The sequence below is a fragment of the Bifidobacterium reuteri DSM 23975 genome, assembly GCF_000741695.1.
GTDB lineage: Bacteria > Actinomycetota > Actinomycetes > Actinomycetales > Bifidobacteriaceae > Bifidobacterium > Bifidobacterium reuteri.
Genome location: NZ_JGZK01000017.1, coordinates 1 through 19,217, shown reverse-complemented (window position 1 = coordinate 19,217; position 19,217 = coordinate 1). Strand labels below are relative to the sequence as shown.

Sequence of the window (19,217 nt, the reverse complement as noted above, 5' to 3'; positions counted from 1 at the left end):
ACAATAACAATGGGAAATCAAGCTTGTATTTGGAAGGAATGGTAAAGTGGCAGAACTGAATGGAACCCCGATTCGCGTAGGCCTGTTGGGTGCCGGCACGGTCGGTTCGCAGACCGCCCGTCTGATCGTCGAGCAGAAGGATGAGCTTTCCGCCCGCATCGGCCGCCCGATCGAACTGACCGGCGTGGCCTGCCTGGACCCCAAGGAAACCGAGAAGTTCCCGTGGATCGACCAGTCCATTGTCACCACGGACACCATGAGCGTGGCCACCAACTCGGACATCGTCATCGAGCTCATCGGCGGCACCACCGTGGCCCGCAAGTTCGTGCTCGCCGCCATCGAATCTGGCGCATCCGTCGTGACCGCCAACAAGGCGCTGCTGGCCAAGTACGGCCCGGAGATCTACGCCGCCGCCGAGGCCAAGGGCGTCGACATCTACTTTGAGGCGGCTGTGGGCGGCGCGATCCCGTTCCTGCGCCCGCTGCGCGAGTCCCTCGTGGGCGACAAGGTGACCAGCATGCTCGGCATCGTCAACGGCACCACCAACTACATCCTCGATGAGATGACCACCAAGGGCCTCCAGTTCGAGGATGTGCTCAAGGACGCGCAGGCCAAGGGCTACGCCGAGGCCGACCCGACCGGCGACATCGAGGGCTACGACGCCGCCAACAAGGCCGCCATCATGGCCACCCTCGGCTTCCACACGCCAGTGACCATCGACGACGTGTCCGTCGAGGGCATCACCAAGATCACCGCCGACGACATCGCAGCTGCCACCGCCGAAGGCAAGGTCATCAAGCTGCTCGCGGTCGTCGAAAACGGCGAGGCCGGCGTCTCCGCCCGCGTCTACCCGGCGCTGCTGCCCGAGTCTCATCCGCTCGCCTCTGTGCACGGCTCGTTCAACGCGATCTTCGTCAAGGCCGAGGCCGCCGACGACCTCATGTTCTACGGCCGCGGCGCCGGCGGCGCGCCGACCGCCTCCGCCGTGGTGGGCGACGTGGTCACCGAAGCCCGTCACATCGCCGCAGGCTGCACCGGCCCGTCCATTCCGCTGTACAAGAACCTGCCCAAGGCCCCCGTCAGCGCCTCCAAGGCAGCCTTCGCCGTGCGCTTCCTCATCCACGACAAGCCGGGCGTGCTGGCCGCCATCGCCACCGAGTTCGCCAAGAACGGCGTCTCCATCAACGGCGTGAACCAGGACCTGAAGCCCACGCTGACCGACCCCGGCTACGACGGCGAAATCCAGCAGCTGCGCGTGGTGACCCATCTGACCGACGAGGACACGTTGCGCGCGACCGTCAAGGCCGTGCAGGCCCTCGACTTCGTGACCGGCGAGCCGTCCATCCTGCGCGTGCTGGACTGATCGGTATGAATGCCATCTCCCTCTGATGCATCGATTTGAGGGGCTCCCGCATCAACGGCTTCCTCTGGTGGGGGAGTTGGCTTGGCGGTTTATCGGTTTGAGGAGTATCCGCATCAACGGCTCCCTCTGATGAGGGAGCTGGCGGCGAAGCCGACTGAGGGAGAGAAAAGCATGGTAGGGTGGTCTCTCCCTCAGCCGCGTTCACACTAGACAGCCCCCTCATCAGAGGGAGCCAATCACAGAGGAAGCTATATGAATCCCATTTGCACACAGGTCAAGGTGCGCGTGCCGGCCACGTCCGCCAATCTGGGCTCCGGCTTCGACACCGTCGGCCTCGCGCTCGACTACCACGACGAGCTCACCTTCACGCTCAACCCCGACCCGTCCGACGGCGTGGCCCATGTGTTCATCCACGGCGAGGGCGAGGACACGCTGCCGCGCGACGAGACGCATTTGGTGGTCTCCACCTTCCGTCGAGCCTGCGCCACCTTCGGTCTGGGGCGGCTCGGTTTCACGCTTGAGGCCACCAACAACATCCCGCAGGCGCGCGGCATGGGATCCTCCGCCGAGGCCATCGTGGCCGGCATCGCGGCGGCGGCCGCCTTTGCGCAGCCCGGCGACCTTAATCGTCCGGCCATTTTCGACATGGCCGCCCAGATCGAGGGCCATCCGGACAACGTGGCGCCGGCCGTCTTCGGCGGGCTGACGGTCTCGTGGGACTTCGCCACGGCTGAAGGCGTCGGCTCGGTGGCCATCCCCGGTGGCGAGCCGCTGCACGGCAGCTTCCACACCGTCAACTATCCGGTCGATCCGGCCATCACAGCTGCCGTGTTCGTGCCTGATTATGAGCTGTCCACCGAAAAGGCCCGTCAGGCGCTGCCCAAGGAACTGCCGCACAAGGACGCCGTATACAATGTCTCCCGCGTGGGACTGCTGCCCGCTGCGATGAACCCGGTGGTGCTCGCCCAGGCTGCGGCACAAGGCGGTGCCGATGCGCTCGGCGGTGATGCCGGTGTTGCTGCAGCTGCCGCGAACGCGCCGGTGAGCGCCGCCGCATTCGCCGCCGCGGCCGCTCAGGCTAACGCGCTGCTGTTCACCGCGACGCAGGACCGTCTGCATCAGCCGTACCGTGCGCCGCTCATGCCGCCGTCCACCGAACTCATCGCGCTGTTCCGCTCCAAAGGCTATGCCGCCGCCGTCTCCGGTGCCGGCCCGTGCGTGCTCGTGCTGCACTACGGCGACGCCCGCGAGGCCATCGACCAGGTGGCCGTCAATCAGCTGGCCTCCGGCCACTGGCGTGTGCTTCACCTGCCCATCAACACCGCCGGCGTCGAAATCGAGCGGCGATAGCGGCCAGATTGCATCTCGATCGTTTCTAATGTGCCTGCCGATGTGCCTGCTGTTCCGTTTTGGCGGATGTAGGCACATCGGCAGGCACATTTTGCATGGTCGTTGTCGAGCAACTGGCTGTATGTTCGCGTCTGCACGACACTGCTGCGAACATACAGCCTGTTTGGATGCGAGAAAGGGCTGTAAGTTCGCGAGCCCATGGTTCAGGCGCGAACATACAGCCAGTTGCGGCATTGTCTGTTGGTGTTTCCTCTGATTGTGCGCTCGGCATGGCACTGAACGTCGTCAGCATCAGTAAACTCAGCTCACTACAGTGATCGTCCCAGTGGGTTCTGGGCATATCCCTACCACGAAGCGACCTTCTCAGTGGGTTCTGGGCATATGACTACCACGAGGCTCCCAATTTGACTGTTTTCGTGGTAGGAATATGCCCAGAACCTTGCTTATGACACGTATATGCCCAGAATAACTGGTAGGTATATGCCCAGAATCCTGTCGCTTGCACTGTTGGCGACACGTATATGTCCAGAACTGTTATGCGGAAGTTGTCGAGCTTCCGCGGCTCGATCGGAAATCGGTCGGAAACCTATCTAACGCAGTAGCTCCCGGCGGCGAAGCCGAATCGTGGAGACCACCCACGCCGCCACAGCCAGCGTCAGCGCGGCCAACGGCATCCAGAATTCCAATCCGGGCATGGTCAGGCGGTTCGTCAGCCAGTTGCCCATCAGGAACATGTTCTGGAAGTAGACGAATTGCGCCGGCAGCAGTACCAACGCCAGCAGCGGCACCATGATCAGCAGCATGCGGATGATGGAGCCCGTCGAACGGCACAGCCACGCGCCCGCCATCGTCGTGGCCAGGGCCAGCACCACGATGGTTGCGCCGATGATTGCCAGATACTGTCCGAGCGTCCAATAGGCCCACGGTACGATCGGCACACCGAAGGGCATCTCGAACGAGACTCCGCCCATGCTGACATTCGTGTTGAGATTCAGCACCGGCGTGCCAAGAAAATCGCGTAACAACACTGCTAGCGGCAGGCCGAACGCCGTCAACGTCAGCACGCTGACGAGCAGGGAACTCGCCGCCACGGCCACCACGCGCACTCGCCGTCCGGACCGTCCGGAACGCGACGCCCACTGCAGCTGGGTCATGCGCCGTCCGCGATCGCGGACCATCACCGGTATGGTGAGCGCGGCGGAGGCGATCACCATAAAGACCGCAATCGCGAAGGCATACGCCCATGTGTTCTCCACGATGTTGTACGCGATGTAGCTGGATTGTCCGGGATGCGCGGCGTAGCGCGCCAGTCGGTCGGTCACCGATGACGGCATCGTGCCGGGAACCCGATATGACGATGACCCCAGCGAGGCATCGGCCGAATCGCAGCCCTCGCCAAGCTGGGCGTCGCCTGTGCTGCCGGATGAGCCGGTTGTGTCGGTCGCGTCGGCCCCGTCCATCGGGGCGTTCTCCTCGCCACCGGTCTCATTGGTCACGGTCTTGCCGGTGACGTCCGTGGCCACGCATCCACCGGAAACGGTGTCATCCCAGCCGTTTGCCGCCGCCGTTCGATAGTCCCGCTCAAACTGCTGCTGCAACGGCGTGACCGGATGGTCGGTGTGTGCGGTGGAGCGCAGCATCGCGACCGAATTGTCGAGATTGCGTTGTGCATCGGACTGGGTGATGGGGAAGTGCTGCATCAGCAGTGCGATGTTATGCAGATCCTGCAGCGCTTCGGAACCATTGGACAGCGTGCGCTCGGCCTCGTACATCGCCGCTTGCTCCGCCTCGGTCATGGTCGCGGTTGGGTCGGTTTTCTTCCTGGCTTCTCTGATGGCGGCGCTCTCGGCAGTGTCCGCGCCGGTCGCCGTGCGCCCCTCCGGAATGGTGTTGGGTGCATCGGTAGGGTAGAACGTCTGGTCGGCGATTGCGTTATACCAGTGTTTGTAGCCGGCGAAATCAGTGATGCCGAGCGTCTTCGCCTCGGCCGGATGCGCTTGGATGTCGCGTGTGGCCTGTTGCTCCAGACGTGGGATGTCCGCCTTCATCCGGTCGATGGTGGACTGGTCGGTGAGCGGTCCGTAGCGTGTGACGAGCCGGCGCTCGCTGGTCAGATTGAGCGGCAGGAAACCCACGCTGCGCTCGGTTTCCGTAAAGGCCTGATAGGCGGGCATGATGCCGACGAACGCCCAGAGCGCGCCCATGGCCATGAGCATCAAAACTGGAATCGGGCGCCAGATTTTGCGCATTTCCGCGGCGAACAGTGTCATGATGACTCCTTTGCAAGTATTGCGAGTGTTGTGCATGTGACCTTGTAGGTGATGATGTCCTGTAGGCGATGATGGCGGTTCAGGCAATCAGATCTCTGTGGTCGAACGCACGCCGTGCCGCAGCCAATGCGGCCGTGAGATACACGAGCGAGCAGGCGGTCACGCCGGTCTCCCAGAAGGCGGTGGGCGCGTCCAAGCCAAGTTCGGTGAACCATTGCTCGCGCAGCAGCAGCACACCCACCGGGTTGAACCCGCCGATCCACGCGCCCCACGGCAGTCCTGCCGCATGTGCCGCGCCTATAATGCCGATGACCAGTATCACGGTGATGCCCACGCATCCAGCCACCGCGAACGTGTTGCGCATCAGCAGCCCGAGAGTCGCCGTGAACAGCGCGAAGCACAGCGTGATCGCCAGCCCCAGCGCCAGTCGCACGAACAGGTACTGGCCGATGGTCAGATCCCACCATGTGACGAACGGACGCTGTCCGAACACCGTGTTGAACTGGCTCGCCACACTCGCGCTCCATACGCCGCGCACGTCGAACACCATGAGATACGGTATGACGATTGCCGCCACGAGCAGCAGGTACGCGATTGTCGAGGCGATCAGGCCCGCCGCGATTTTTGGTGCGACGAGTCGTCGTCCGACGCGCGTGGCCATCATGAGTTGCTCGGTGCCCGCCGTACGCTCGTAGCCGAGCGCCAACGCCATGAGCAGCACCGCCAACGTGCACGTCTCGAAGAACAGGTAGCCGGTCATATTCGTCCAATGGTTCAACGTTGGGTCGGTGGCCGAGCCGGCCGCCAGGTCCAACGCCGCGCCGGTGTTCGCCAGATGGGCCACGCGAGCGGCGTAGGCATCGTATTTGCGCTGCATCAGCCATGTGGCGGCCGGGTCGCCGGCGACCTGCGCGAGCATCGCGTCGCGCGTGGCCGTGGCGTCGTAGCCGGCGAGCGTGTTCGTGGCGCCGCGTGTGACCGCGGCCAGCTGCCGGTGCAGTTCGTCTGCGGTCATCGTTGAATTCTTGGGAATCCGCGCGATGATGACGGGGCTGGTCGGTTTGGCATCGCGGACGGTTTCCGTGTCGGATTGTGCGGCGTCGCGGGGTGATGCAGCGCTGCCGGACGGACCGATCAGCGTGAGTGCCCGGTCGAACTCGGGTCCGACTTTGCCGCCGATGGCCACGGCGACGGCGCTCGCGTAGTTATATCGCGCGACGGTATTCGCGGGAGTGGCCGCCGTGGCCATCAGCAGATTCACCAGCGCGCACAGGACGATGACTGCCCATACCAGCGGGAGCCGCGCAATCTTGACAAGCTCGCCGCTGGTGAATCGTAGCGGTTGCAGGTGGGTGGCCATGTCAGCCTCCATAGATGACGAGGAAGGCGTCCTCGAGGTTCGGGGCGACCATGACCGGGGCGATTGCTGTACCGGCGGCCAACCCGGTCGGAGACAGACCAGCCGAAGTCGCGTTGATGCCGGGCGCGTTTGCACCCCCGGAAAGGGGTTCCTCCGAGTAGATGCGCAGTCTGGTTTCGCCTCCGTACTGCACCTCCGAAAGCAACCGCTGGCCTTCGGCGAGGGGCGTCCCCGCCGCCACCTCGTAGATCCTGCCCTCCATGGACGAGCAGATGTCGGCGGGCGAGGCATTCGTGTACACCGTGCCGTCGCGCAGCATCACGATGTGGCCTGCAATCGTTTCCAAATCGGAGACGATATGGGTGGAGAGAATCACGATACGATCGGCGGCGAGCGAATGGATGATGTTGCGGAAACGCACACGCTCCTTGGGGTCGAGTCCGGCGGTAGGCTCGTCGAGAATCAGGATGCGCGGGTCGTGTACGAGCGCCTGTGCGATGCCGACGCGCTGGATCATGCCGCCCGAGAACGTGCGCATCCGCTTGTTGGCGGCCTCGGACAGGCCCACCATGTCCAGCAGCGCATCGATGCGCGCGTCCAATCCATGCCTGGGCATGCCCTGCAACGCGGCGATATAGCGCAGGAACTGACGAGGCGTGTAGCCGGGGTAGTAGCCGAAATCCTGCGGCAAATATCCGATTTGGCCGCGATAGCGCTCGCCGAGCGTCACGATGTCTTCGCCGTCCAGCCGAATCGAGCCGGAATCGGGGAACAGCAACGTGGTCATGAGCTTCATCAGCGTGGTCTTGCCCGCGCCGTTCGGAGCAAGCAGGCCGTAGACGCCGTGGTCGAACTCGAGATTGATGTCGTGCAGGATGGTTTTGCCGGAGAGCTTCTTGGATACGTTGTCAACGGTAAGCATTGCGATTCCTTTCAGGAGACGCGGGACACTAGTGGTCTGTGTCAGAAATAATTGAGGGATTCAGCTTTTTCTCTCCCCCAGTCAGCTTCGCTGCCAGCCCCCTCGTCAGAGGGGGCCATCACCACTCAACCAATTACGAAACGGACACTAGCGAATCGGCGGGTAACGGGATGGGCTATGGGAATGGGTTGGGGTGTGGGAACGGGGTGGGATGGAATGAACTGATATGGAAGGGAGCGGATTACGGCATCATGCGGCTTCGGCGACGGATGGTGCGAGCCGTACGAATCGGCCCATTGCCGCGAAATATGCCACACCGGTCGCCACAGCGGTGATGAGCGCGACCATTGGCGGCAGTCCGGCCAGCAGCGGTGCCAGTACGTCGTGCCAGGCCAGCAGCGCCACGCACAGCGCTACCCAGAGGGCAGGTATCGCGATCATCGACCACGGCCAGCGGGCGTGCACGTCTGCCACGAGCTGTGCGATGCCGAACACGAACAGCGCGCTGAAGGCCACGCCCAGCAGCGTCAGCAGCGAGAACCGGGCGGCCGATGTGTCCGGGATGACGCCCGACAGGCCGGCCGGACTCCAGGCCATGCCAGCATTGGCCGCTCCGCTGCCGAGTCCGATTCCGGTAGCGTCGGGGAAGGAGAGCGCTCCGCCGACACCACTGCCGATGCCGCCTCCGGCACCGCCGCTCGCAAGACCCACCTGCGCGCCCAGCACACTGACGACTGCTGCATAGCCCACGATGAGCGTGGCCGCAGCCGCCCCCATCACCAGCATGCGCAGCGCGCACAGCCGCGTGAACGACCAGCGCATAGTGCGCAGCAAATCGTCGGTATGGTTTTCATGCTCCTTGAATCGCACCAGCAGATGCGTGGCCTCATACAGGAACGGCGCGGTCAGAAACGCCATCGCATAGACGGTGCCGGGATGGGCGAGCGCGTATGCGGCGTTGGTGAATAGTCGTATCAGCGGAATCAGCCAGACTGTCGCGGTCATCACGAGGGCGACGGCCACGCAGTCCCATGCGCCGAAGAACAAGTCGCGCAACCGTAGCGAACCGCGCGCTTCGGCCAGCGTGGACCACAGGGTGACACGCTTCGGCACGCCGGCTTCGACCGAGTCCGCAATCGCTTGCTCGCGCTGCGTGGGCGAGTCGACGATGACGTTGGCGAGTATGGTATCGGGGGCGATGGTGCCGTCATCGCCCGGATTATGTACGACATTGCCGGGGAGTGGTGCGTCCGCACGTGCCGCCATCGCCCGTATGATGCGCGACTCCATGTCGACAAGGCTGTTGTCGGTGCTCACTTTGGAGCGCCCGCGGGCATGTCCGTTGACGGAGATGCTTGTCGGGACGCCGACGAAAACGGCGGAACCCGGTATCGCCGCTTCGGCATTGCCGGCAACAGGGCCGTTTGGATCGGACGGGATTGAACGATCAGTTCGATTGGCACGATCGGTTTGTTCGTTCATCGGCGAACTCCTTTCGAATCGCTTGGATCAGTCGGTAATAGCGGGCCTTCACGGCTTCGGTGCGCTCGCCGCGGGCCGCTGCGATTTGCGGGAACGGTAGACCTGCGGCCGTATGCAAATGGAAGATCTCCTGTGTGCCGGCGTCGAACCGTCCTACAAAGGCATCGATGCGGGCAAGCAGATCGGCGTCGGCCTGGATGTCGGCCGGGTCGCGGGTGCGGTTCGGCCCGTCGCCCGCCACCGTGATGACTTCCGATGGGTTGCCGTCGATGTGGGTTTTGCGTGCGCTGCCGGTGCCGTCCAGCGTCTCGTCCATCGGCAGCGGTGTGACGGTGACACGATTCGCCCGCCTCGCGTCTATTACTTTGTGCGAGGCGATGGCGTACAGCCATGTGCGCAGCGATGCTTTGTCCGGATCGTATCCGGAGAGCGAGCGCAACGCCGCAATCATCGTCTCTTGGGTCAGATCAAGCGCGTGTTCCCGGTCCCCGGTCACGCGCCAGACGAAGGCGAGCACGTCATCGAAATACATGCGCACCAATTGATCGGCTGCGGTTCGCGAGCCGTGCCGCACGATTGCGCGGATGAGTCGGCGTTCGGTTGCGGCGTTCTTGGCGGACGGCGTTGCGGCGGATGTGCCGTCGCCCCTCGTCCTGCCGCGTCGCGCCGTGAACCAGCCCATCATCGTCTCCCCGGTCTCCTGTCGTTGTGTTCACAGGTATATACGTGCGCGGACGGCGAATCGTTGCGGCGAATCCGGCCCGGGCGTGTCGTGCGCGATGCGGATTGTGCGTTGCGCACGTCTTGGCGCCGCCCGGTTCCGGGATGCCCGTGCCGATTCATACAATGCTGGTAGTGAACCTACGTCAGGAGGGTGTATGTCTGTTCCCATTCCGCTGATTTTGGCGTCCAAGTCCCGCCCGCGCCGCGATGTGCTGTATTCGGCCGGCATCTGCCCGACCATCCGCGTCTCGCATGTGGACGAGCCGGCCGCGCTCGAAACCGCTGCACAGGCCGCCGGCGTCACGGTTGATGAGCTGACCGTGGACCAGCGGGTGATGATCCTTGCCGAAGCCAAGGCGCAGGCCGTGCATCGTGCATATCGTGACGTGGCCGCCACGGCCGCCGCCGCGACCGGCGAGCGGGTGATCGCCTACCCGCTGCGCGCCCCGGAAGTGCAGGCCGAGGATGCCGCCGCCGCGGTGGCGGCAGGTTCGGAAAAGCGAGAAACGCAGGGGCAGGGCCAAAGGCAGGACGGTTCAGGCCAGAGCGTCCAGTCGGCCACTGAAACCGCCGCGCCCATCGACTACTCCAAGGACCGCATCGCCACCACACGCGACTTCTCCGGCGTGGACATACCGACCGTCACCGAGCCGATCTCCAACGTCGTGGCCCTGCAGCCGGGCCTGACGCGGTCGAGCATCGGACCGCTCATCGTCGGTTGCGATTCGATGTTCCTCATGGACGGCGAATGCTATGGCAAGCCTCACAGCCCCGAAGTCGCGCGCGAGCGTCTGCGTCGGATGCGTGGTGCCAGTGGCGAGCTGTGGACCGGTCACTGCGTCATCGATTTTGCCAGCGGGCGCGTGGCGCGCGGCGCCAGTCACGCCGTAGTAAAGTTCGGCGATTACTCCGATAAGGACATCGAGCGGTACATCGCCACCGGCGAGCCGCTGGAAGTGGCTGGATCGTTCACTTTGGAGGGGTTCGGCGGCGCGTTCATCGACGGTGTCGAGGGCGACCCACATGGCATCATCGGCATCAGCCTGCCACTGCTGCGCAAGCTGGTTAAGGAGCTGGGCGTGGACTGGACCGATCTGTGGAATGTGCAGCGCGGCGAGATCGCCCCGGAATCCGCGGATGCGGCAGGCATCGCGGCGGCCGGCAAGGACAATCTGCCCCCGATCGAGAACGTGCACCAGCCCGGCGACGGCTGGGTGGACTGCGCGTGCGGTCGCAAGCATTGGGGCACCAACGGCGCTTCGGGCATCCTGCTGGCCCGCCGCGATTCGTCGACCGGCGAGGTGACCCATGTGGTGATGCAGCATCGCGCCGCGTGGAGCGCGGAAGGCGGCACCTGGGGTATCCCAGGCGGTGCCACGGCAGACGGCGAGTCGCCGATCGAGGGCGCGCTGCGTGAGAGCTACGAGGAGGCGAACATCACCCCGGAGGACATCGAGGTGGTCGGCTCCTATCGCGAAGACCACGGCCCGTGGGCGTACACCACCGTGTTCGCGTTCGAGAAGCCGGGCCACGTCGTTGACCCGAGGCCCAATGACGACGAAAGCAAGGAGATCAGCTGGGTGCCGATCGACAAAGTGCCGACGCTCAAGCTCCTGACCGCCATGAAGACCGACTGGCCCCGCTTCGCCGCGCGCCTCGACGAGCTGGCACGAACCGCCGCCTAGCGCCCGCGTCAGCAATTGTTCGAGTGATGATTGGCCCCCTCTGTGGGACCGTTGCCGTGAAGCAAACAGCGGAGCTGTTTGTAGGCGGCGTGCGAGCCGACAGGCGAGGCAGCATGCCGTGCACGCAGTACGTCCTTAATTGCAGGACGGGCTGTCAGCGAAGCTGACCGGGGGCGGAAGTCGAACCCTCAATTATTGGGGAGACGGATCACTGGCCTGTGTCAGAATGCAATGATCGCGATGCCGAGCCGTTAGGCGGACAGTCCGGTGGACTGTCCGTAGGTGAGGGGAGCGGCTGTGCCGCGGCGGTTCATCGCGATTCCTCAGCTCAGCAGGAATGCAATGATCGCGATGAACACCGGGCTGGTCATCGTGCTCATCAGGATGCCGTCGCGCGCGAATGTGAGGCCCACGTTGTACCGAGCCGCGTAGTTGTACACGTTCTGGCCGGTCGGCAGCGCGGCGAGCACCACGCACGCGTACAGTTCCGGACCACGGAAGCCCATCATGAAGTAGGCGAGCAGGAACGCGATGATCGGCATCACGATGTTCTTCAGCACCGCCACGGTGAAGATGGCCGGCCGGTCGCCCTTCTGCTGCAACGGCTTGGTGCCGTGCAACGACATGCCGAACGCCATGAGAATCATCGGCACGGCGGATTCGCCGATCATGTTGATGGGGTCGTAGATGAAGTTCGGCACCGGGAACCACCCCAGTTTGGCCGAAACCGCCGAGACCACGATGCCCAGCAGCGAACCGATGAGCAGCGGCTGATGCAGCGGCTGCTTCAGAATCTCCTTGGCCGAGACCTTGCCCTTGGTGGTCACGTCGAGCACCGTCAGGCCGATAGGTGTGAACAGCGCCTGCTGCATCACCAGGATCGGCGCCACCAGCGCGCCGTTGCCCAGAATGTACGTGGCGACCGGCAGGCCGATGTTATTGGAATTCAGGTACAGGGAGTTCAGCGCGCCAATGGTGGCGTCCGGTGCCTTCAAATGGAAGAACAGCTGATTGAGCACAAGGAACACCACGCCCACGAGCACGGCGGACAGGAACGCCACGATGATCGAGGGATGGAAGATATCGAAGATCGGCTCCTTGGACAGGATCGCGAACATCAGGCATGGGCTGGAGACGAAGAACGAGAACCGGTTGAGCACCATCTGCGCGCTTGGACCTCCGATGCGCATGCGCGCCGCCACATAGCCCACGAAGATGACGATGCCGATCACGCAGAAACCCTGCATGGCGCTGATCAAACCGGTCATATTGTTCTGAAGCCTCCTCTACCGCACCAAGTGTGGCACAGTCGAGCGCATATGGCGCTCAAATCTCACGTTCCGGGCCGAATGGCGGACGCAAGCCTGTGCCAACATGCATCTCAGCTGCGCCGCGCCGCATCAAGCGAGACAATCCCGAATCCCCAAGCCGGTCTCGCGGTAGGCTGGTGCCATGACGCTTGAATTGAACCGTACCGCATCCAAAGCCGAGCAACTGAGCAGCCTGTTGACCCAAATCATGGGGAACTACTCGGTTTCCGACGATGAAGGCCCGCTCGCCGATGAGATCGAGGCCTTCCTGAGGCAGCTCCCGTATCTGACTGTCCGCCGTCACGGCGACACCATCGTCGCTTCCACCGATTTCACCGGACCGCAGCAGCGTGTCATACTCGCGGGCCACATCGACACCGTGCCGGTCATCGACAACTTCCCGCCGCGTTGGCTTGAGCCCGGCGATCCGCTGATCCGCGAGGACATCGCCAAGGCCCACCCGAACGAGCGTGTGCTCTGGGGTCGCGGGGCCACCGATATGAAGGCATCCGACGCCGTGATGCTCTACCTCGCCGCGACCCTAGACGGCAGCAGCTCGGGCAGCACGCCGAAAACCAATCTCACCTACGTCTTCTACGACCACGAGGAGGTCGCCGCGGAGAAGAACGGCCTGCGCAAGGTGGTCGAAGCGCATCCCGATTGGATTCAGGGCGATTTCGCCATCATCGGCGAACCCACCAGCTGCGGCATCGAGGGCGGCTGCAACGGCACCATCCGATTCGATGTGATCACGCACGGCGTCGCCGCGCACTCCGCCCGCGCGTGGATGGGGGAGAACGCCATCCACAAGGCCGCCGATATCCTGAACCGGCTCAACGACTATGAGCCGGCCACGGTGAACGTGGATGGGCTCGACTACCGCGAGGGCCTCAACGCCACGCTCATCTCCGGAGGCAAGGGCACGAACGTCATCCCGGACGAATGCCGCGTGCATGTGAACTACCGTTTCGCTCCGGATAAGTCGCTGGCCGATGCCAAGGCGCTGATGATGGGCGCGGACGCCGGTGCCGAACTCGGCAATGGCGAACACGTGGTCACGGGCGGCGTGTTCGCGGGTTATGGCATCGAGATGAAGGACGAGTCCCCGTCCGCACGCCCGGGCCTCAACGCGCCGCTCGCTCAGGACCTGGCGCGTCTGGTCCGTGAGCGCACCGGCCGCGAACCGCTGGCCAAGCTCGGCTGGACGGATGTGGCACGGTTCGCGATTCTCGGCATCCCGGCGGTGAACCTCGGCGCCGGCGACCCGCTGCTGGCGCATAAGCATGACGAACAGGTCCCCGAGTCCGATCTGCTGGCGCTCGCCGATCTGCTGCTCGGATGGCTCGTCTGAACCGACTCGTCTGACCGCGTATTCAACGCGAGCCACGCGAAGCATGCACGTCTGCCAGAAAATGTGGCATACTGAAAGACGGTGGTTCTGCATGACCATCAGCGTGCGAAATGGCGTCGATCCCCTTGCGGCTCTCGAGAAAGAGACAACGCAAGCGCCGGTGTCCGCCGTTCGCAGGACAGACTTGAGACGAAGTTGCCTTTACGCGAAGCGCATGTTCGCGCGGCCACGGTGAGAGCGTGGTGTGAGCGAAGCGTACAGGCCTGGATGGCGTCGTGATGCAGCGCGCCGCAAGGAGCATTGTGCCCACTGTGAACCCTGAGGGTTTCGTCGGTGACGAAACTGATAATTCAACCGTATCCAATACCGATTCCCGAGCAGATGCTCAGGATCGCGCAGCCGCTGGCGCATCCGCCGATGCCGCCGCGTCTTCGCCTGCGCCCGCTCCTGTGACGCGCCGCCGTCGTGGCGGGCGCCGCGTCGTGCGCGGCACCGGTGCTGCCGGCGCATCACTGGAACTTCAGGTGCAGGAGCATCCCGCGCCGCTGTTCGAGGCGCCGGCGCTTTCTGCTGACGACAACACCGCCGGCGCGAACGCGACCGATGCTGGTGATGCCGATAACGCCGATGACCGCAGCGCCGCGTCCGATGACGACCGCCGTCTGGTGCGCCGCCGGTCTCGCACACGCAGGGCTGATGCTGCCGAGGATGATCGTTCGCCGCGCCGTCGCCGTTCTGCAGAGTATGACGATGACGATGACGACGCTCCCCGTCGGGCGGCCCGTTCGCGCATCTCGCGAACCTCCCGCTATGATTTCGATGATGCCGATGAGCGGGACGATGAAGATCGTGGCCGGGAAGACCGCGATAGCCGCGCTGATCGTGGTCGCAGGCGCGATGATGCCGGGCGGGCGGGGCGAGTGGATCGTGCTGACCGCGTGAATCACGCTCAGCCGGATGATCCCGACGAGCGATTGCTGGATGCCGTCGACTCCTTGCCGGAGGGGCACGAAACCGTGCGCCGAGGCAAGCCGATGACCTCTCTGCTGTTCCAGGAGCCGGTATTGCCTGTCACCCGCTACGTCAATCACGCTGATGCCGACGACGCCGACGATGAGGAGGAGCCGCGCACTCGTCGCCGCTCCCGTTCGCGTCGTGCCGATGATGGCGTTGAGATTGAGGATCGGCGTCCGGCCAGGGCCCGTCGTCATGCGGCGGCCGATGCGCAGGATGACGACGACGAAACCGGTTCCAACACCGGTGCCAATACCGGTGCCGACACGGCAACTGATGAGGAGGCTCCACGCTCCCGTCGCTCCCGTCGTTTGAATGCGCAGGAACGGCGCGCAGCCGCGGAAGTCGAACAGATCGAGGAGGACCTCGAGCTGGATGATATCTCCTATGCGCCGATCACCGAGGAAGAGGATGACGAGGAGTCCGACTCCATGCGCACCCGCTCCCGTCGTCGTCGCCGCCGTGGATCGCGTAGCGAAGCGATGCCCGATGAGACCGAGGGCGTGGAGGGCTCCGAAAGCGGAGACGATGCCGTGTCTCACGGCGACTCCCGCGCGGAGCGCGAGGATGATGGCGAACAGACCCTTACGCGTCGTCGCCGTCGCCGCCGTGGCGGCAAAAACGTCGAGGCCGGTGAGGACCAGCAGGATGAGCAGCCGGTCATCCGCCGCTCCCGCAAGCAGCAGTACATCGACGAGATCACGGATGTCGAGGGTTCCACCCGTTTGGAGGCCAAGAAGCAGCGCCGTCGCGACAACCGTCGCGAACGCAGCCGCCAGAGCCAGCTCATGGAGCAGGACTTCCTCGCACGCCGCGAGAACGTGGATCGTCTGATGGTGGTGCGCGAACGCGAGCATCACACCCAGATTTCCGTGGTGGAGGACAACGTGCTCGTGGAGCATTATGTGTCCGACATCCAGGAAGTGCAGACCGTGGGCAACATCTACCTTGGTCGCGTGCAGAACGTGCTGCCGAGCATGGAGGCCGCCTTCGTGGACATCGGCCAGGCGCGCAACGGCGTGCTGTACGCCGGTGAGGTCAATTGGGATGCCGCCCGTCTTGAGGGCCAGCCGCGTCGCATCGAGTTGGCGTTCAAGTCCGGCGATCCGGTGCTCGTGCAGGTCACCAAGGATCCGATCGGTCACAAGGGTGCGCGTCTGACCTCTCAGGTCACCCTCGCCGGCCGCTTCCTGGTCCTGGTGCCTTCCGGCGGCATGACCGGCGTGAGCCGCAAGCTTTCGGAGCGTGAGCGTTCGAGGCTGAAGAACATCGTCTCCAAGATTGCGCCGAAGGATATGGGCGTGATTATCCGTACCGCCGCCGAAGGCGCGTCCGAAGAGGCCATCACCAAGGATTTGGAGGCGCTGACCCGCCAGTGGGAGCGCATCAACGCCAAGCGCGAGGAATTCTGGCACGGCAAGCGCCCGAAGCTGCTGCAGGGCGAGCCGGATGTGGCCATCCGCGTGGTGCGTGACATCTTCAACGACGACTTCAACAAGCTCATCGTCGAAGGTGACAAGGTCTATGACCGGATCGAGGAATACCTTGACACCATGGCCCCCGACCTGAAGGACAAGCTGGAGAAGTGGGACCCGGCCGAGCACGAGGGCAAGGACGTGTTCGACAAGTGGCAGATCGACTCCCAGCTCAGGAAGGGCATGGAGCGTCAGGTCTACCTGCCGTCCGGCGGTTCTATCGTCATCGACCGCACCGAGGCCATGACCACGATCGACGTGAACACCGGCCGGTTCATCGGCCGGGGCAAGTCCCTGGAGGAGACGGTCACCCGATGCAACCTCGAGGCGTCCGAGGAGATCGCTCGCCAGCTGCGTCTGCGCGACATCGGCGGCATGGTGATGATTGACTATGTGGACATGGTCATGCCCGCCAACCGCGATCTGGTGCTGCGCCGACTGATCGAATGCTTGGCCCGCGACCGCACCAAGCATCAGGTGGCCGAGGTCACCTCGCTGGGTCTGGTGCAGATGACGCGCAAGCGCATCGGTCAGGGTCTGGTCGAGGCCTTCTCCGAGGAATGCCCGACCTGCAAGGGCCGCGGCTTCATCCTGCACGATCAGCCGACCGTCTCGGCTGATTATGACGATCCGTACGCGCTTCGCGGTGGTGATCCGTTCGTCAAGACCAACAAGCACGGTCGTGGCACCGCACCCGCGCCTGAGCCGGCAGGCTCCAGCGCAGACGTCAAGGCCAAGCTGGCGCAGATCGCAGCCGCAGCCGTGGCCGCCAACAGCGCCGAGGAGTGAGCTTCCGGCTCTTCATCCTCGGGTGTTCTCGTCGGGGTGGGCTCGGAATCGCCGGCATCCTTTTCTGGCTCCCCTCGCTGAGGGGAGCTGGCGGCGAAGCCGTCTGAGGGGAGTCGAAAGACCGTGCAGCCTTTCCGGCTCTTCATCCTCGGTTCATATGCGCGACAGGCCCAAGGGTGTGTCGCGCTTGACACGCGGGCAGAAATCGGTTGATTTCGTCCGCGTGTAGGTGTAGATTCGAAACTCGGTGTCTGACCGCAGGCTCGGTGCGTGTTAGGCAAGGAAGCTTTCCAAAACATAAAAGGAACTATCATGTACGCGATTGTGAAGGCCGGTGGCCATCAGGAAAAGGTCGAGGTTGGCGATACCATCCTCGTGAATCGTCTTAACGCCAAGAAGGGCGAGTCCGTGGAATTCCCGGCTGCCCTCGTTGTTGATGGCGCCAACGTCACGCTGGCTGCCGCTGATCTGGCCAAGGTGTCCGTCAAGGGCGAAGTCGTTGACGACGAAGCCAAGGGCCCGAAGATCAACATCATGAAGTACAAGAACAAGACCGGTGTCGCCCGTCGCAAGGGTCACCGTCAGAAGCTGACCGTCGTCAAGATCACGGCGATCGCCTGAGTCATAGAAAGGACCATGAATCATGGCACATAAGAAGGGTGCGTCCAGCTCTCGTAACGGTCGCGATTCGTCGCCTCAGTACCTCGGCGTGAAGAAGTTCGGCGGCGAGGCTGTCGTGGCCGGCAACATCATCGTTCGCCAGCGTGGCACCAACTTCCACCCGGGCCAGAACGTCGGCATGGGCAAGGACCACACGCTGTTCGCCCTCGCTGACGGCTCCGTGAAGTTCGGCATCCGTCGTGACCGCAAGGTCGTCGACGTCATCGCCGCCTGAGCGATTCGCCGGATTCGTTGGACTGAACACAGCGAACAAACGGATACCGCGAGTATCGCGAATATTCTTCAAACCGCACTGTGCGCATATTGCTGCGCCAGTGCGGTTTTTTTTATTGCTCGATTGCATGATCTTGATTTCAGTTCCCCTGCCAGGACAGCACCGTAAAGCAGCCAGCGGAGCTGTTTGTAGGCGACGTGCGAGCCGGCAGGCGAGCCAGTAGGATGTCGCGCGCAGCGCGTCCCTGATTGCTGGCCCCCTCTGACGAGGGGGGCTGTCAGCGGAGCTGACTGGGGGGAGAGACAGAATCAGGTCGGCTAGCCTTCTGACGACTACCCCTCAGTCGGCTACGCCGACAGCTCCCCTGACAAGGGGAGCCAGCAGACTGCCGCGTGCGGCACGTCCGTACTTGCGGGACGAGCTAGCTTAATATCGGCTCCCCTTGTCAGGGGAGCTGGCCCGCGAAGCGGGACTGAGGGGTAGTCAATTCGTCAACGAATTACTTGCGCAGACTGCGAGGCTGCCACGTGCGACGCGAGCTGGCCAGCATGTGCCCGTCTGGCGTCGCTGTCGGACGCTCAGTGAAGTCAGACGGCCAGCTTTCGTCCAGCGACTTCACTGAGGGCCTGCTCAGTGAAGTCGCCATGACATGTACTGGCCGGCTCCCATCTCCCGAGCCGCTCAGTGAAGCCGTATGGCCACATGTTGCCCGGCTCCCATCACCGAGTCTGCCCATCAAGCTGCTCAGCGAAGTCAGACGGCCACATGCTGCCCAGTTCCCGTCACTCAAGCCGCCCACCAAGCTACATAGCGATGCCAGAAGGCCAACGACTGGCCGGCTCCCGTCAATCAGATTGTTTTCAGTGAAGTCAGGTGGCCAACAACTGGCCACAAGCGTGCTCGGGCATCGCTGGAGTCGGTCGGCGCGTGACTGGTTTGTCGAGAACGGCCGGTGTACGACTGTGGTTGGTTTCATGGCTGGTTTCGTCATGTGGTCTTGGTTGTCTCGTTTTTGCGTCCCCATTACCATGTTTGGTAGGTCCCGAATGGTCGGGGCCGGGTCGCCGGTTCCGGTATGACTTTCCTGCCCTGTCGTCGATGATCCGGGGGGTGTTGTCGCCGGGAGCGGGGACGTTCGCAGACCGCTGATAGGAACCAGGCCGGCCGCATGGACGCTTCGGGGCGCATGGCGCAGGCCTCCCGTAATGTGGGTGCGGCGCGGGCGTCC

Annotated in this window: 12 protein-coding genes and 2 pseudogenes; 8 read left to right on the top strand and 6 right to left on the bottom strand. The window is 63.8% G+C overall.

The genetic code is table 11. The features are described from left to right. Positions 1 to 46: 46 nt before the first annotated feature. A complete protein-coding gene (locus tag BREU_RS09495; RefSeq protein WP_044089896.1) occupies positions 47 to 1,363 on the top strand; it encodes a homoserine dehydrogenase in 1,317 nt (438 codons plus the stop codon). 252 nt (positions 1,364 to 1,615) lie between these two features. Beyond that, on the top strand, positions 1,616 to 2,713 hold the full coding sequence (locus BREU_RS09490; RefSeq protein WP_044089898.1) for a homoserine kinase: 1,098 nt from the start codon (positions 1,616 to 1,618) through the stop codon (positions 2,711 to 2,713). Between the two features lie 590 nt (positions 2,714 to 3,303). Here BREU_RS09490 and BREU_RS09485 read toward each other — a convergent pair. From BREU_RS09485 to BREU_RS09465, 5 genes are all read right to left on the bottom strand, one after another. Beyond that, positions 3,304 to 4,983: a hypothetical protein gene (locus BREU_RS09485; RefSeq protein WP_044089899.1), complete on the bottom strand. Its 1,680-nt coding sequence runs from the start codon at positions 4,981 to 4,983 to the stop codon at positions 3,304 to 3,306. Positions 4,984 to 5,062: 79 nt separating this feature from the next. Then, entirely contained in the window at positions 5,063 to 6,343 is a 1,281-nt protein-coding gene (locus tag BREU_RS09480) for a hypothetical protein (RefSeq protein ID WP_044089900.1), read from the bottom strand. 1 nt (position 6,344) lies between these two features. Then, entirely contained in the window at positions 6,345 to 7,265 is a 921-nt protein-coding gene (locus BREU_RS09475) for an ABC transporter ATP-binding protein (protein ID WP_081886669.1), read from the bottom strand. 249 nt (positions 7,266 to 7,514) lie between these two features. Then, positions 7,515 to 8,747, bottom strand: a complete 1,233-nt coding sequence (locus tag BREU_RS09470) for a hypothetical protein (RefSeq protein ID WP_044089901.1) — start codon at positions 8,745 to 8,747, stop codon at positions 7,515 to 7,517. Further along, a complete protein-coding gene (locus tag BREU_RS09465) occupies positions 8,713 to 9,432 on the bottom strand; it encodes an RNA polymerase sigma factor (protein ID WP_052382108.1) in 720 nt (239 codons plus the stop codon). Before BREU_RS09465 ends, BREU_RS09470 begins: the two co-directional genes overlap by 35 nt. 193 nt (positions 9,433 to 9,625) lie before the next feature. Between BREU_RS09465 and BREU_RS12695 the strand changes: the two are divergent. Next, a pseudogene (locus BREU_RS12695) lies at positions 9,626 to 9,923 on the top strand (Maf family protein); the annotation flags it as partial. A gap of 122 nt (positions 9,924 to 10,045) precedes the next feature. Then, positions 10,046 to 11,155: pseudogene (locus tag BREU_RS09460) on the top strand (Maf family protein); the annotation flags it as partial. A gap of 323 nt (positions 11,156 to 11,478) precedes the next feature. On the opposite strand, the gene BREU_RS09455 reads toward BREU_RS09460, so the two are convergent. Then, entirely contained in the window at positions 11,479 to 12,423 is a 945-nt protein-coding gene (locus BREU_RS09455; protein WP_044089903.1) for an AEC family transporter, read from the bottom strand. Between the two features lie 184 nt (positions 12,424 to 12,607). On the opposite strand from BREU_RS09455, the gene dapE reads away from it, so the two are divergent. From dapE to rpmA, 4 genes are all read left to right on the top strand, one after another. Beyond that, positions 12,608 to 13,816: a succinyl-diaminopimelate desuccinylase gene (dapE, locus tag BREU_RS09450; RefSeq protein WP_044089904.1), complete on the top strand. Its 1,209-nt coding sequence runs from the start codon at positions 12,608 to 12,610 to the stop codon at positions 13,814 to 13,816. A 278-nt stretch (positions 13,817 to 14,094) separates the two neighbouring features. Further along, positions 14,095 to 17,094 (top strand): Rne/Rng family ribonuclease, encoded by a 3,000-nt coding sequence (locus BREU_RS09445; RefSeq protein WP_044089905.1) that lies wholly within the window; start codon positions 14,095 to 14,097, stop codon positions 17,092 to 17,094. A gap of 312 nt (positions 17,095 to 17,406) precedes the next feature. Further along, positions 17,407 to 17,715 (top strand): 50S ribosomal protein L21, encoded by a 309-nt coding sequence (gene rplU, locus BREU_RS09440; protein ID WP_044089906.1) that lies wholly within the window; start codon positions 17,407 to 17,409, stop codon positions 17,713 to 17,715. A 22-nt stretch (positions 17,716 to 17,737) separates the two neighbouring features. Beyond that, positions 17,738 to 17,989: a 50S ribosomal protein L27 gene (gene rpmA / locus BREU_RS09435; RefSeq protein ID WP_044089908.1), complete on the top strand. Its 252-nt coding sequence runs from the start codon at positions 17,738 to 17,740 to the stop codon at positions 17,987 to 17,989. Positions 17,990 to 19,217 lie beyond the last annotated feature (1,228 nt).

Excerpts from the sequence above, each read along its gene's own strand:
- dapE (WP_044089904.1), top strand. The coding sequence starts at position 12,608 with ATGACGCTTGAATTGAACCGTACCGCATCCAAAGCCGAGCAACTGAGC.
- BREU_RS09485 (WP_044089899.1), bottom strand. The coding sequence starts at position 4,983 with ATGACACTGTTCGCCGCGGAAATGCGCAAAATCTGGCGCCCGATTCCA.
- rplU (WP_044089906.1), top strand. The coding sequence starts at position 17,407 with ATGTACGCGATTGTGAAGGCCGGTGGCCATCAGGAAAAGGTCGAGGTT.
- BREU_RS09445 (WP_044089905.1), top strand. The coding sequence starts at position 14,095 with ATGCAGCGCGCCGCAAGGAGCATTGTGCCCACTGTGAACCCTGAGGGT.
- BREU_RS09480 (WP_044089900.1), bottom strand. The coding sequence starts at position 6,343 with ATGGCCACCCACCTGCAACCGCTACGATTCACCAGCGGCGAGCTTGTC.
- BREU_RS09490 (WP_044089898.1), top strand. The coding sequence starts at position 1,616 with ATGAATCCCATTTGCACACAGGTCAAGGTGCGCGTGCCGGCCACGTCC.
- BREU_RS09470 (WP_044089901.1), bottom strand. The coding sequence starts at position 8,747 with ATGAACGAACAAACCGATCGTGCCAATCGAACTGATCGTTCAATCCCG.
- rpmA (WP_044089908.1), top strand. The coding sequence starts at position 17,738 with ATGGCACATAAGAAGGGTGCGTCCAGCTCTCGTAACGGTCGCGATTCG.
- BREU_RS09465 (WP_052382108.1), bottom strand. The coding sequence starts at position 9,432 with ATGATGGGCTGGTTCACGGCGCGACGCGGCAGGACGAGGGGCGACGGC.
- BREU_RS09475 (WP_081886669.1), bottom strand. The coding sequence starts at position 7,265 with ATGCTTACCGTTGACAACGTATCCAAGAAGCTCTCCGGCAAAACCATC.
- BREU_RS09455 (WP_044089903.1), bottom strand. The coding sequence starts at position 12,423 with ATGACCGGTTTGATCAGCGCCATGCAGGGTTTCTGCGTGATCGGCATC.